At 60.5% G+C, this 12149-nt stretch carries 12 protein-coding genes; 8 read left to right on the top strand and 4 right to left on the bottom strand.

The window, feature by feature from the left end:
* Positions 1-409: 409 nt before the first annotated feature.
* Positions 410-2599, top strand: coding sequence for a TonB-dependent receptor (locus QRN20_RS24575; RefSeq protein ID WP_285361435.1), 2190 nt, complete (start codon positions 410-412; stop codon positions 2597-2599).
* A gap of 53 nt (positions 2600-2652) precedes the next feature.
* Here the strand turns inward: QRN20_RS24575 and QRN20_RS24570 are convergent, their stop codons facing one another.
* Positions 2653-3807: a glycerophosphodiester phosphodiesterase gene (locus QRN20_RS24570; protein ID WP_122490682.1), complete on the bottom strand. Its 1155-nt coding sequence runs from the start codon at positions 3805-3807 to the stop codon at positions 2653-2655.
* Positions 3808-4128: 321 nt separating this feature from the next.
* Here QRN20_RS24570 and QRN20_RS24565 point away from each other — a divergent pair, with 321 nt between their 5' ends.
* The 4 genes from QRN20_RS24565 (at position 4129) to QRN20_RS24550 (ending at position 6838) form a co-directional block, all read left to right on the top strand.
* A complete protein-coding gene (locus QRN20_RS24565; protein ID WP_029241260.1) occupies positions 4129-5061 on the top strand; it encodes a 2-hydroxyacid dehydrogenase in 933 nt (310 codons plus the stop codon).
* Positions 5062-5170: 109 nt separating this feature from the next.
* Positions 5171-5893 carry a CTP synthase C-terminal region-related (seleno)protein gene (locus tag QRN20_RS24560; RefSeq protein ID WP_285361434.1) on the top strand — a complete coding sequence of 241 codons (723 nt, stop codon included), beginning with the start codon at positions 5171-5173 and terminating at the stop codon, positions 5891-5893.
* Positions 5890-6210, top strand: coding sequence for an antibiotic biosynthesis monooxygenase family protein (locus QRN20_RS24555; RefSeq protein ID WP_029241262.1), 321 nt, complete (start codon positions 5890-5892; stop codon positions 6208-6210). Before QRN20_RS24560 ends, QRN20_RS24555 begins: the two co-directional genes overlap by 4 nt.
* Positions 6211-6346: 136 nt before the next feature.
* On the top strand, positions 6347-6838 hold the full coding sequence (locus QRN20_RS24550; protein WP_004887046.1) for a MarR family winged helix-turn-helix transcriptional regulator: 492 nt from the start codon (positions 6347-6349) through the stop codon (positions 6836-6838).
* 16 nt (positions 6839-6854) lie between these two features.
* Here QRN20_RS24550 and QRN20_RS24545 read toward each other — a convergent pair whose 3' ends face one another.
* The 3 genes from QRN20_RS24545 to QRN20_RS24535 form a co-directional block, all read right to left on the bottom strand.
* Positions 6855-8273: a short-chain fatty acid transporter gene (locus QRN20_RS24545; RefSeq protein ID WP_285361433.1), complete on the bottom strand. Its 1419-nt coding sequence runs from the start codon at positions 8271-8273 to the stop codon at positions 6855-6857.
* Between the two features lie 227 nt (positions 8274-8500).
* Positions 8501-9157, bottom strand: coding sequence for a CoA transferase subunit B (locus QRN20_RS24540; protein WP_122490683.1), 657 nt, complete (start codon positions 9155-9157; stop codon positions 8501-8503).
* A gap of 59 nt (positions 9158-9216) precedes the next feature.
* Positions 9217-9918 (bottom strand): CoA transferase subunit A, encoded by a 702-nt coding sequence (locus QRN20_RS24535; RefSeq protein WP_004887055.1) that lies wholly within the window; start codon positions 9916-9918, stop codon positions 9217-9219.
* Between the two features lie 126 nt (positions 9919-10044).
* Between QRN20_RS24535 and QRN20_RS24530 the strand changes: the two genes are divergently transcribed.
* The 3 genes from QRN20_RS24530 to QRN20_RS24520 all read left to right on the top strand — a co-directional run bounded on the left by QRN20_RS24530 (position 10045) and on the right by QRN20_RS24520 (position 12060).
* Positions 10045-10938 (top strand): LysR family transcriptional regulator, encoded by an 894-nt coding sequence (locus QRN20_RS24530; RefSeq protein WP_285361432.1) that lies wholly within the window; start codon positions 10045-10047, stop codon positions 10936-10938.
* A gap of 98 nt (positions 10939-11036) precedes the next feature.
* Positions 11037-11318, top strand: a complete 282-nt coding sequence (locus QRN20_RS24525; protein WP_029241266.1) for a hypothetical protein — start codon at positions 11037-11039, stop codon at positions 11316-11318.
* A 133-nt stretch (positions 11319-11451) separates the two neighbouring features.
* Positions 11452-12060, top strand: a complete 609-nt coding sequence (locus QRN20_RS24520; protein ID WP_029241267.1) for a LysE family translocator — start codon at positions 11452-11454, stop codon at positions 12058-12060.
* Positions 12061-12149: the final 89 nt, after the last annotated feature.

The following is a 12149-nucleotide window of genomic DNA, read 5'->3' as shown; positions in this document are numbered from 1 at the left end:
ACCCCGGCGAAGCCGGGGCCGGAACCGGAGCAAAAGGCTTTGCTTACTTTGGCCTTTCAAAGTAAGTCGCCGAGGGGCGAAAAGGTGACTTCAGCCATGCGCTCGGCTCACTGAGTCCGCATTCTGTGCCATTTGTGACGCGGAGCGTCACGGGCTGCATGCCGACGCAGAGCATCGGCACGATCAGCGTGCTTGAGATCTCTGATCGTTCCCTCGCTCCAGCGTGGTAACGACGCTCAGGACGCTCTGCGTCCGCCTTTCGTCGTGAAATCCGCTCTGTATCCGCTTGCACACAAATAAACGATAACCGTTCCCAGTCACACCTGATAGCATTTCGCATTCACATAACAAGGGCGCAGTCACGGAAGGACACTGCCCGGCCCACTTTATCGTTCAGCAGGACATCTCCATGCACACCTCGCCATTTCCTTTGCGCCTGACGCTGATTGCGTTTGGCTGTTCCCTGGGTCTTCCCGTCTGGGCCGCTACCGACACGTCTGCCTCGTCAGGCGGCCCCATGGTGCTGGGCGAAACCGCGATCAGCGCTGACAAGGTCGCCCCTCAGGCGTTGCCGCCCGTTTATGCAGGTGGGCAGGTGGCTCGTGGTGGGCAGCTTGGCGTATTGGGCAGTTCGGACATCATGGACGTGCCTTTCAGCATGACCAGCTACACCGAGCAGTTGATCGAGGATCAGCAGGCCGAAGACATCGGCGACGTGTTGCTCAATGACGCCTCGGTTCGCCAGTCATCCGGCTACGCCAACGCCTCGCAGGTGTTTGTGATCCGTGGTTTCGCGCTGAATACCGACGACATTTCGTACAACGGCCTCTATGGCGTGCTGCCTCGTCAGATCATTTCGACCGACGCGCTGGAGCGTGTCGAAGTCTTCAAAGGCCCCAATGCCTTCATCAACGGCGTGACGCCAACCGGTTCCGGCATCGGCGGTGGCGTGAACCTGCAGCCCAAGCGCGCCAGGGACACACCGACACGTCGCTTCACCACGGACATCAGCAGCGACGGTCGGGTTGGCGAGCATCTGGATCTGGGTCAGCGCTTCGGTGAGGACAACCGGTTCGGCGCGCGCCTGAACCTGGCCCAGCGCGAAGGGGAAACCGGCGTCGATGACGAAGAACATCGCAGCAAGCTGTTCGCGCTGGGCCTTGATTATCGCGGCGACAACTTCCGTATATCCGGCGACTTCGCTTACCAGAAACACCGCATCAATCAGAGCCGCAATACCGTGTTCGTGGGCAGCGGCCTGACCAGCGTGCCCCATGCGCCGGACTCCGATACCAACTACGCACCGAACTGGACCTGGACCGAAACCGAAGACACCTTCGGCATGAGCCGGGTCGAGTATGACCTCAACGATGACTGGATGCTGTATGCCGCGGCCGGTGCCAAACACACCCGTGAAACCGGTATCTATGGATCCCCGACCATCAACGATGCAGCTGGAAACATCACGGCGACGCCGTCTTTCATCCCTCATGATGAAGATAACAAGACCGCCATGGCGGGCGTCAACGGCAACCTGCAGACCGGCCCGGTCAGCCACAAAGTCAACTTCGGTCTGTCAGGGATATGGGCCGAACAGCGCAATGCCTACCTGTTCGGCGGCGGTAGCATCAACAGCAACCTTTACGATCCGGTGTCCACCACGCGTCCTGCGCTGACCGGTATCACCGCTGGCGACCTGAACGACCCCGGCATCACCGGCAAGAGCCGCATGCGCAGCGCAGCGTTCTCCGACACCCTGGGTTTCTTCGACGACCGTCTGTTGGTGACGGCGGGGCTGCGTCGTCAGCAGCTGCGCGTTCAGGGCTACGCCTATGGCAGCGGCCCGCGCACTTCGCTGTATGACGAGGCAATTACTACGCCTATTTATGGGGTGGTGTTCAAGCCGTGGCGCTACGTGTCGTTCTATGCCAACCGTATTGAGGGCCTGGCCCAGGGGCCGACTGCGCCGGGCAACGTGACGATCAATCCGGGCGAGATCTTTCCGCCTGCGCGTTCCAAGCAGGTCGAGGCTGGTGTGAAGCTGGACATGGGCACCTTCGGCGCGAGCCTGGGCGTGTACCGCATCGAGCAACCGGCGGATGGTTATCAGGTTCAGGAAGGTAACGGCACCCGTTATGTTCGCGATGGCGAGCAGCGCAACAAGGGTGTGGAAATGAATGTGTTCGGTGAGCCGGTCAGCGGACTGCGCCTGCTGGCGGGTCTGACCCTGATGGACACTGAATTGAGCGGGACCGCAGGCGGCAGCAACGATGGCAACGATGCAGTGGGTGTGCCGACCTTCCAGTTCAACGCCGGAGCAGACTGGGACATTCCGGGCATCGAAGGCGCGGCCCTCAACGCGCGCATGCTGCGCACCGGAGGCCAGTACCTGAACGCGTCGAACACTTTGAGCATTCCGACCTGGAACCGCTTCGACCTGGGCGCACGCTACACCTTCAACGTCGCGCAAAAAGACATTACCCTGCGTGCCAACGTCGAAAACCTGATGAACAAGGATTATTGGGCGTCCACCAACGGCGGCTACCTGACGCAGGGTGAGCCACGCACCTTGAAAGTGTCGGGCACCATCGACTTCTGATCGACAACCGGCTGACCGTGTCCCATGACCCGGTCAGCCGGTCGGTCACCTCATCAGTAGCCGTTACGCTTGAGGATCGTGTCGATGCTTTCCTTGGCCGGACGGCCATAGAACTTCAACAGCTCGGCGGTGCGATTGGTGAAGAAGCCGTCCGCGCCGTCCTGGCTGATGCGCTTGAAGTCAGCCGGGTCATCCACGGTATACGGGTGGATCACCATGCCTTTCTCGTGGGTCAGGTTGTTCATCCAGGGTTTGACCAGGTCCATGTAGCTCTGGTCGCCACCCTTGGCCAGTTGCGACGACGGGCCGGTGCCGATAGCGCCATGCGCCTTGGCCCAGTTGATCCAGTTCTCGAACTCTTCCGGCGACTTGACCTCCTGGGTCGCGTAATAGCTGGATTTGTCCTTCATGCCTGAATCCTTGAAGGCCACATCGGACTTGGGCTCGATAGAGCCTTTGCCGATCCACAGCAGCATGACTTTCGGAACTTTAGGCATTTCTTTCTGCAGCAGTTCCAGACTCTGCTTTTCAAAGGTCTGCAACACCACACGACCCGGCATGTGCGCGACGTTCACATGCCCCGGCTCTGCGGCAGGGCGTTGCGCCAGCCAGCCGCGTTTGGCCAGGACTTTCTTCAGGTCGGCTTCGACGCCGGGAAACTGCGACGGCACCTTGGTTTCAATGTACAGCCCCGGCTTGTTTACGCCGCCCTCGGCAATGTCGATCACCTCATCCAGCGTCAGAATCTGCAGACCGGTGTAGCTGTCACGGGCGCGGTCCGGGTAGGCTTTGTTGAACCACGAACCGGCATCCAATTGCTTGAGCTCGGCCAGCGTAAACGTGCTGACCGGGTCCTTGGCACGGCTCGGAAAAACCTCGGCAATGTTGGTGGTGCGCTCCAGTACATCGTCATGCAAGGCGATCAGCACGCCGTCTTTGGTGCGCTGGATATCCATCTCCAGGTAATCCGCACCCAGATCCCGCGCCAGGGTGTAGGCGGGGATGGTTTCTTCCGGCGCATCGAACGAGGCGCCCCGGTGAGCCACCACTGCGGGCCATGGCAGTCCCAGTTTTTCACTCAACACCTTGCCCGGCACATCGGCTGCCGATGCTGCGCCTGACGACAGCATCACACCAGCAATGGCGGTGGCAGCCAGCAGTCGAGCCAGTGGCGTTCGGGTGAACCGGAAAGTGGAAAATCCTTGCATGGGCTGATGATTCCTTAATGGAGAAAACAGTTGATCGCCTCGTACCGTTCGACAGAGGCGCACCCTGAAGCATTAACAACATCGCTTTCGATACGGCAAGTGGAGTGTCGTTCCCGATTGCACGATGTCGTTCTGAATGTCATTGACGGCACCCAACGATAGCGCAACGTCATCGCTGCATGGCGCACTACGGCTGGCGCACAGTCTGTGCGCCGAATGAGACGGCTGTATGAACGCAGGCTGCGTATTCGGAAAATGTCACTCCTCAAGCGCGTCGACTCGGGTTACTGTCAGGCTTTTGATCATCAGGCAGGAGTGGGCATGACAACGGTATTGGTGCTGGTCGAGAATCTGGATACCTATCTGCCGATTCTTGAAAACAGTGGTTTCGAGCTGATTCGCGCACCGACAGCTGAGCAGCGCGCCGAAGCGATTGCCGCACACGGGCCGGCCATCAGCGCAGTCGTGACGCGTGGCCCGCTGGGCTTCTTCGCTGAAGAGATGGATGCCTTGCCCAACCTGCGCATCATCTGCGTGAGCGGCGCGGGGTATGAAAAGGTCGACCTGCCGGCGGCCGAAGCACGTGGCATCACTGTCACCAACGGCGCCGGGGTCAATGCGTCCACCGTGGCCGATCATGCGCTGGCATTGCTGCTTTCGCTGGTGCGTGACATTCCCCAGGCTGACGCCTCGGTGCGCCGCAGCGAGTGGCGCAAGGTGGTGCGTCCTTCGCTGGCGGGCAAGCGTCTGGGCATCATCGGGCTGGGCGCGGTCGGGCTGGCGATTGCCCGGCGCGCTGCGGCTTTCGACATCGGCATTGGTTATCACAATCGCAAGGCGCGGTCCGACTGCGATTACACCTGGCACGCCTCGGTGCAGGCGCTGGCCGAAGCGTCGGACATTCTGGTCATCGCCACGCCGGGCGGCAGCAGCACCCATCATCTGGTGGACGCCTCGGTGTTGGCAGCATTGGGGCCGGAGGGTTTTCTGGTCAACATCGCCCGCGCCAGTGTCGTCGACACAGACGCTCTGGTAGCGGCACTGCGTGAGCAGAAGATTGCCGGAGCGGCACTGGATGTATTCGACGACGAGCCGCGCGTACCCGACGTGTTCAAGACCCTGGACAATGTAGTGTTGACGCCCCACGTGGCAGGCCTGTCGCCCGAAGCGTCGAAAGACAGCGTGCAGATGGTCAATGACAACCTGCTGGCTTTCTTCGCTGGCAAGCCAGTGCTGACGCCTGTTCACAGCTGAAAAGTCGTGCGTGGCTGCACGGATGGCTTGCCTGATCGCCCATTCTGCTTGCGCTGATGCCTGTCTATAGTCCTGCCCATCACGCATGACATCGACAAGGGAACAGGGCATGGACGTAGTGAACGGGGCAGGCACAATCGTGCGAATCGGTCTGGTAGGAGACTTCAATACGCAGTTCGCGGCGCATCAGGCGATACCGCAGGCCTTGCAGATGGCAGGCGACGCGTTGCAGGTCAAGGTCGAGGCAGAATGGTTGCCGACGCCTGAGATCGGAAATGGCGAGCGGCTGACGGCGTTCGACGGTCTGTGGTGCGTGCCGGGCAGCCCTTATCAGGACATGCAGGGCGCGATGACGGCGATTCGTCTGGCGCGCGAACAGCACATTCCGTTTCTTGGTACCTGCGGCGGGTTTCAGCATGCGTTGCTGGAATTTGCCCGCAACGGTCTGGGCTGGAGCGATGCCGAACACGCTGAATCGGCCCCTGACGTGCCGAATGCGATCATTGCGCCGCTGAGCTGCTCACTGGTCGATGCACTTTCGTCGATTCATCTGTTGCCGGACACATTGATTGCCCGGGCCTACGGCAGACTGGAAATCGAGGAGCGGTATCACTGTCGTTACGGCCTGGTGCGTGAGCTGGAACAGCAGGTTTTCGGCGCTGCGATGAAAATCAGCGGGCGAGGTCCGGAAGGTGAAGTGCGCAGCATGGAGCTGGAAGGCCATCCGTTTTTCGTCGCCACGTTGTTTCAGCCCGAGCGCGCCGCGTTGCTGGGCAGGACGCCAGCGCTGGTCAAGGCGTTCGTTCAGGCGTGCACGGGTAACGCCCGATGATCGCCTCACGTTTCCCCACGCCTTATTACGCGGTGGTGTTCACCTCACTGCGCAACGCTGATGACGGGCAGGATTATGGTGCGGCCGCGCACCGGATGATCGAACTGGCCCGGCAGCAGGCCGGGTTTCTCGGGGTGGAGTCTGCGCGTGACGAAACCGGCCTGGGCATTACCGTGTCGTACTGGGCTGATGAGCCCGCGATTCGGGCCTGGAAGGCTCATGCCGAGCATGCCGAGGTGCGCGAACAGGGCCGCGCTCGCTGGTATCAGGCGTTCACGACGCGGGTGTGCAAGGTCGAGCGCGACTATTCATTCTGAAGCCATTCAGTCTGATGCCAGTCATTCCGACACGGCGCAGCGCTGCGTAAAGACGCTGAAACAGTGAATGCGACCCAAGGTGCTGTTTCAATTTGCGGGGATATGCCAGCATTGGGCTCTCAACACGGGAGCCCTTATGAATCACGACCTGACCCCGAACGGCACGCTACGCATTCCTGAAGGCCTGGATGTTCCCGCGCAGGTGATCTGCCATGCCACCAGTCTGCGCAGGGCGAGTCGACGTATCTGTCAGCTGTACGACGCCGTCATGGCGCCGTGCGGCCTGCGCTCTACGCAACGCTCGATCCTGATGCAGATCGCCCGCAATCAGGCACCTACCATGACCGAACTGGCAACGATTCTGGTCATTGACCGCTCGGCACTGGCGCAGAATCTCAAGCCACTGGAGCGTGAAGGGCTGGTGTCGGTGGACGTCGACCCGAACGACAAGCGCAGCCGTCTGGTGCGCCTGACGCAGGCCGGTGTCGAGAAACTGCTGGAATCCCAGACGTTGTGGGAACAGGCCCAGCGTTCTTATGAAACTGCGTTGGGACCTGAACTGGCACTGGAACTACGCACCTTGCTGGCGCAGGTTGCAGCGGCCGACTACGGCGACGAGTGCGCGTAAGTCGGCCTGCCTGCTGTCAGGGCATGACCGGTGGCGTGTAGGTCAGTGTCGTGCCCAGCGCCCATAGCAGGAACAGCACCAGCGGCGCATGAACCAGCAACTGCACGAACGAAAAGCCGATCAGATCCCGTGCCTTCAGGCCCAGCACGCCCAGCAGCGGCAGCATGTAGAACGGGTTGATCAGGTTCGGCAAGGCTTCGGCGGCGTTGTAAATCTGCACCGCCCAGCCCAGGTGATACTGCAGTTCATTGGCGACCTGCATCACGTAAGGTGCTTCGATGATCCACTTGCCGCCGCCCGATGGGATGAAGAACCCGAGCACCGCCGAGTACACGCCCATCAATATGGCGTAGGTGTCGTGGGACGCGATGCTGGTGAAGAACGTCGAGATGTAATGCGCTAGTGTCTGCGCGTCGCCCCCCTTGACCGTGGTCAGCAGCGCTGCAATCGAGCCGTACAGCGGGAACTGGATCAGCACACCGGTGGTGGTTGGTACTGCTCGCGCCACGGCATCCAGAAAGCCGCGTGGCCGCCAGTGCAGCAGCGCACCGAGCATAATGAACAGGAAGTTGTAGGTGTTCAGCCCGGAAATTGCGGTAATCGCAGGTTTGGTCGAGAACTCGTTGAACAGCCAGCCTGCGCCCAGCAGCACCATCAGAATGATCAGCAGCGGGCTGTATTCCAGCCATTCACCGGGACGTGAGCGGGCAGGCAGCGGTGGCAGGTTGAAGGCCGGGTCCACGCCGCACGCTTTTGCGTCACGGGCGCTGTTCGGGCCGGGCGCGGTGGCGTAGGCGACGATCAGGGAAATGACCACCAGCGCCGCCAGCATCACGCCGGACTGCCAGAGGAAAATGGTTTCAGTGAAAGGAATGACGCCGGTGATTGCCAGGATCGACGGTGGCAGGCTGGCCGGGTTGGCCTGCAACTGTGCTGCCGAAGACGACAATCCCAGTGCCCAGACCGCGCCGAGCCCCAGATAGGCTGCCGCACCGGCTGCGCGATAGTCCATGCGCAGATCGGTGCGACGGGCGAGGGCGCGTACCAGCAGACCCCCGAACACCAGAGAAAGGCCCCAGTTGAGCAACGACGCGAGCATCGAAATCAGTGCGACCCAGGCCACCGCCGAACGGCCATTGCGCGGGATGCGCGCCAGACGGTCAATCAGCCTGACCGCAGGGGGCGAACTGGCTACCACATAGCCGCCAATCACGACGAATGCCATCTGCATGGTGAACGGGATCAGGCTCCAGAATCCGTCACCGAACGCCTTGGCCGCTTCGGCAGGTCTTGCGCCGATGGCCAGCGTTGCCAGGGTAACGATCACCACCGCCAGTGCGGCGAAGACCCAGGAGTCGGGGAACCAGCGTTCAGCCCATGCGGCGCAGCGCAGGGCAAATCGGGCGGAGCGGCTTTCTTCAAGGTTGGCGGCCATCTGAGGGCGTCCTGTTGTCATTATTATTGGATGTTTTTTGGAGGGATGCGACGTTATGTGTGCGCTTGAGAATGTGACGCAGAGCGTCAGGGCTGCATGCCCACGCGGAGCGTCGGCACGATCAATTCAGCCTCACATTGATCGTTCCCATGCTCCGCGTGGCAATGCCGTTCAGGACGCTCCGCGTCCGCATCTGGATGCGGAGCGGATACCCGACAGCTACGAAATCAGAACGTCATCTCGATCACATCATCCGGTACGATCAGTTTGCCGGCGGTCTTGGCGACGATTTCTTCGATGCTGACCCCAGGCGCACGCTCGCGCAGGATGAACGCGCCGTCTTCGATTTCGAGGTAGGCCAGGTCGGTCAGCACCTTGCGGATGCAACCCGCGCCCGTCAGCGGCAGGCTGCAGCGGGGCAGCAGTTTGGATTCGCCATCCTTGGATGCATGGGTCATGGTCACGATGATGTTGTCGGCACCGGCCACCAGATCCATCGCGCCGCCCATGCCCTTGACCAGCTTGCCGGGAATCATCCAGGAGGCGATGTTGCCTTCGACATCCACCTCGAAAGCACCCAGCACCGTCAGGTCCACATGGCCGCCACGGATCATGGCGAAGGACTCGGCGGACGAAAAAATCGATGCGCCGATGCGCGCCGTGACGGTCTGCTTGCCAGCGTTGATCATGTCGGCATCGATGGTTTCTTCGGTGGGGAATTCGCCCATGCCCAGCAGGCCGTTTTCCGATTGCAGCATGACGTCGATGTCCGTCGGGACATAGTTGGCGACCAGCGTTGGAATGCCGATCCCCAGATTCACGTAGTAGCCGTCCTTGAGTTCGCGGGCGACGCGCTGAGCCATTTGTTCGCGGGAAAGTGCCATGGTCTGAAATCTCTTTGTTATTGTGTGCCGATTCCTGCTTCGTGAAGCGCCTGTTGCCCTCAGGATTTTCTGAGGGTGCGCTGCTCGATGCGTTTTTCGAAAGTGCCCTGGATCACACGGTCGACATAAATGCCGGGGGTGTGGATCTGGGTCGGCAACAGCACGCCGGGTTCGACGATTTCCTCGACTTCGACCACGGTGATCCTGCCTGCGGTGGCGACCACGGGGTTGAAGTTCTGCGCGGTATGACGATAGATCACGTTGCCGAAATGGTCAGCCTTCCAGCCCTTGATCAACGCGAAATCGCCGGTGATGGCTTCTTCGAGGATCACGTTGCGGCCATTGAACTGGCGGGTTTCCTTGCCTTCGGCAACGGGGGTGCCGTAACCGGTGGCGGTGTAGAACGCCGGAATGCCTGCGCCGCCCGCGCGGAGTTTTTCGGCAAGGGTGCCTTGCGGGGTCAGTTCGACTTCCAGTTCGCCGCTCAGCAACTGGCGTTCGAACAGGGCGTTCTCACCCACGTAGGAGGAAATCATCTTTCTGATCTGGCGGTCTTCGAGCAGGATGCCCAGACCGAAACCATCGACGCCGCAGTTATTGGAAACGACCGTGAGGCCCTTGATGCCCATGCGCTTGATCTGCGCGATCAGGTTCTCGGGGATGCCGCACAGGCCAAAGCCGCCACAGAGCACGGTCATGTTGTCGGTCAGCCCGGCGAGGGCCTCTTCGTAAGTTGCCACTCGCTTGTCGAGTCCAGCCATGATGATCCGCCTTTTATAGTTGTGACCGGCACGTGCTGCCGGAGGATCGGGTTGATTGCATCTTCTCTCGGCTGCAATGATTTGTTAATTTTGTTTTTCTGATCGATTGATAAGAAAGATAAATATATGAACGTTAAGCAGCTTCGCGCTTTCCTGGCCGTGGCGCAGTACCTGAGTTTTGCGCAGGCGGGCGAGCGGCTGAACCTGTCCCAACCGGCCCTGAGCCTGACGATCAAAAGTCTGGAGGAAGACCTTGGCGGTCAGTTGCTTACGCGCACCACGCGCAATGTCAGTCTGACGCCCGAGGGCGAGACGCTGTTGCCGCTTGCACGCCAGTTGCTGGCCGACTGGGACAATACCGAAGAATTGCTGCGCCAGCGTTTCACCTTGCAGATGGGACGCGTGTCCATCGCGGCCATGCCGTCGTTCGCAGGCAACCTCCTGCCCGGTGCCTTGAAGACCTTCAGAGGCCGCTATCCACGGGTTAACGTGGCGGTGCATGACGTGGTCAACGAACAGGTTCTGGAAATGGTGCGTCATTGCCGGGTCGAGTTGGGCATTGGCTTCGAACCCGAATCGAGCAATGCGCTGTCGTTCACGCCGTTCTACATGGATCGATTCGTGGCCGTGGTCTCCACGGAATCGCCGCTGGCCGGACGCGCTGAATTGTCCTGGGCCGAGCTGTTGAACGAAGATTTTATTGCTCTGCAGCGCCCGTCAGCCGTGCGCCTGCTGCTGGAGCACGCCATCGAGTCACGACATGGCAGGCTGTCAGTGGCATTCGAGAGTCATCAGCTGTCGACCATCGGGCGCATGGTCGCCAACGGTCTGGGTGTCAGCGCGGTGCCTTCGCTGTGCATTGAACAGATGCAGGAGCTTGGCGCGTGTTGCGTGCCGCTGGTGGAACCGCGTATCGAGCGGCGTATCGGGTTGATGATGCTGGCTGATCACAAGCTGTCGGCAGCGGCTCAGGCCTTGCGCGAGGTGTTGATCGAGCATGCCCGTGAACAGGGGGCGTGAAAGTCGATAGCCACTATCACGGCAGTTGATTTTTGCCGTGAAGGGCCGGGGCGTAACCTTGCTTCATTCCCGAAATGAAGCCAGCCTGGAGGCCCGCCATGAACCGTTTACTTGCCCTTGCTCTTGTTCTGTCATTCACCGTCGCACTGGTCTCCGGTTGCTCGACTCATCATGCGGTCGAACTGCGCCCCTACTCGGTCGAAGAGAGCCATCAACTGGCGATGGAAGACCTGAATCGTCGTGGTCTGTCCTTCGAAGAGTATGAGGCCCGCAAGGCCCAGCTCCTTGCAGACCCGCAGATCCAGCAGGTTCGTCAGTTCGACAACCAGGGTGAAATCAGCGTTGATCGTGGCACACTGAGCCTGAATCCTCAGGGATAACAGTCAGGCCCGAACGAGAATTCTGTTCGAACTGTATGGTAAGAAACTTCGTTTAACTGTCCATGTGTTTGCTGTCGATCTTTCGATAGGGTGAGTACCCGACTCACAGTTTCACAGACACCTGGATCGCGTCATGCCTTTTTCTCTGGATTTACTGCTGGCCTTTGCGCTGTTTGCCTTCGTCACTTCGGTGACCCCCGGCCCCAACAACATGATGTTGCTGGCTTCGGGCGTCAACTTCGGTTTCGGCCGGACGCTGCCACACATGCTGGGCATCAGCATCGGTTTCTTCGTTCTGGTTCTGGCGGTGGGCTTTGGTCTGGGCAGTGTGTTCAAGGCCTGGCCGATGCTCTACACCCTGTTGCGCTACGTGGGCGCTGCCTATCTGCTTTATCTGGCCTGGAAAATCGCCACCTCCGGCCCGGCCTCCGATTCCAGCGAAAGCCGCGGCGAGCCAATGAGCTTCATGGGCGCGGCACTGTTCCAGTGGGTCAACCCCAAGGCCTGGATCATGGCGATTGGCGCGATCAGCACCTACACGCCGATGCAGGGCTACTTCACCAACGTGGTCATCATCTCGGGCGTATTCGCCTTGATCAACCTGCCAAGCGTCGGCATATGGGCGGGATTCGGCAGCCTGCTGCGCAACGTGCTGCGCGATCCTGTCGGACTGCGGATCTTCAATGGCGTGATGGCGGCTCTGTTGGTGGCGTCGCTTTATCCGCTCATTATCGAGCATTGATGGCCGAAACCCTGATCGTTCCCACTCCAGCGTGGTAACGCCAGCCAGGACGCTCCGCGTCCGCGCTCGAATGTGGCGCAGAATGAAGG

This window comes from Pseudomonas sp. fls2-241-TYG-175 (assembly GCF_030209155.1).
Taxonomy (GTDB): Bacteria; Pseudomonadota; Gammaproteobacteria; order Pseudomonadales; family Pseudomonadaceae; genus Aquipseudomonas; species Aquipseudomonas viridiflava.
This window is presented reverse-complemented; position numbering and strand designations above follow the sequence as displayed.

What these genes read in the sequence shown, in the direction of transcription:
- QRN20_RS24540 (WP_122490683.1), bottom strand. Translation starts at nt 9,157, where the DNA reads ATGGCACTTTCCCGCGAACAAATGGCTCAGCGCGTCGCCCGCGAACTC.
- QRN20_RS24545 (WP_285361433.1), bottom strand. Translation starts at nt 8,273, where the DNA reads ATGGCCGCCAACCTTGAAGAAAGCCGCTCCGCCCGATTTGCCCTGCGC.
- QRN20_RS24565 (WP_029241260.1), top strand. Translation starts at nt 4,129, where the DNA reads ATGACAACGGTATTGGTGCTGGTCGAGAATCTGGATACCTATCTGCCG.
- QRN20_RS24555 (WP_029241262.1), top strand. Translation starts at nt 5,890, where the DNA reads ATGATCGCCTCACGTTTCCCCACGCCTTATTACGCGGTGGTGTTCACC.
- QRN20_RS24530 (WP_285361432.1), top strand. Translation starts at nt 10,045, where the DNA reads ATGAACGTTAAGCAGCTTCGCGCTTTCCTGGCCGTGGCGCAGTACCTG.
- QRN20_RS24525 (WP_029241266.1), top strand. Translation starts at nt 11,037, where the DNA reads ATGAACCGTTTACTTGCCCTTGCTCTTGTTCTGTCATTCACCGTCGCA.
- QRN20_RS24575 (WP_285361435.1), top strand. Translation starts at nt 410, where the DNA reads ATGCACACCTCGCCATTTCCTTTGCGCCTGACGCTGATTGCGTTTGGC.
- QRN20_RS24550 (WP_004887046.1), top strand. Translation starts at nt 6,347, where the DNA reads ATGAATCACGACCTGACCCCGAACGGCACGCTACGCATTCCTGAAGGC.
- QRN20_RS24560 (WP_285361434.1), top strand. Translation starts at nt 5,171, where the DNA reads ATGGACGTAGTGAACGGGGCAGGCACAATCGTGCGAATCGGTCTGGTA.
- QRN20_RS24570 (WP_122490682.1), bottom strand. Translation starts at nt 3,807, where the DNA reads ATGCAAGGATTTTCCACTTTCCGGTTCACCCGAACGCCACTGGCTCGA.
- QRN20_RS24520 (WP_029241267.1), top strand. Translation starts at nt 11,452, where the DNA reads ATGCCTTTTTCTCTGGATTTACTGCTGGCCTTTGCGCTGTTTGCCTTC.
- QRN20_RS24535 (WP_004887055.1), bottom strand. Translation starts at nt 9,918, where the DNA reads ATGGCTGGACTCGACAAGCGAGTGGCAACTTACGAAGAGGCCCTCGCC.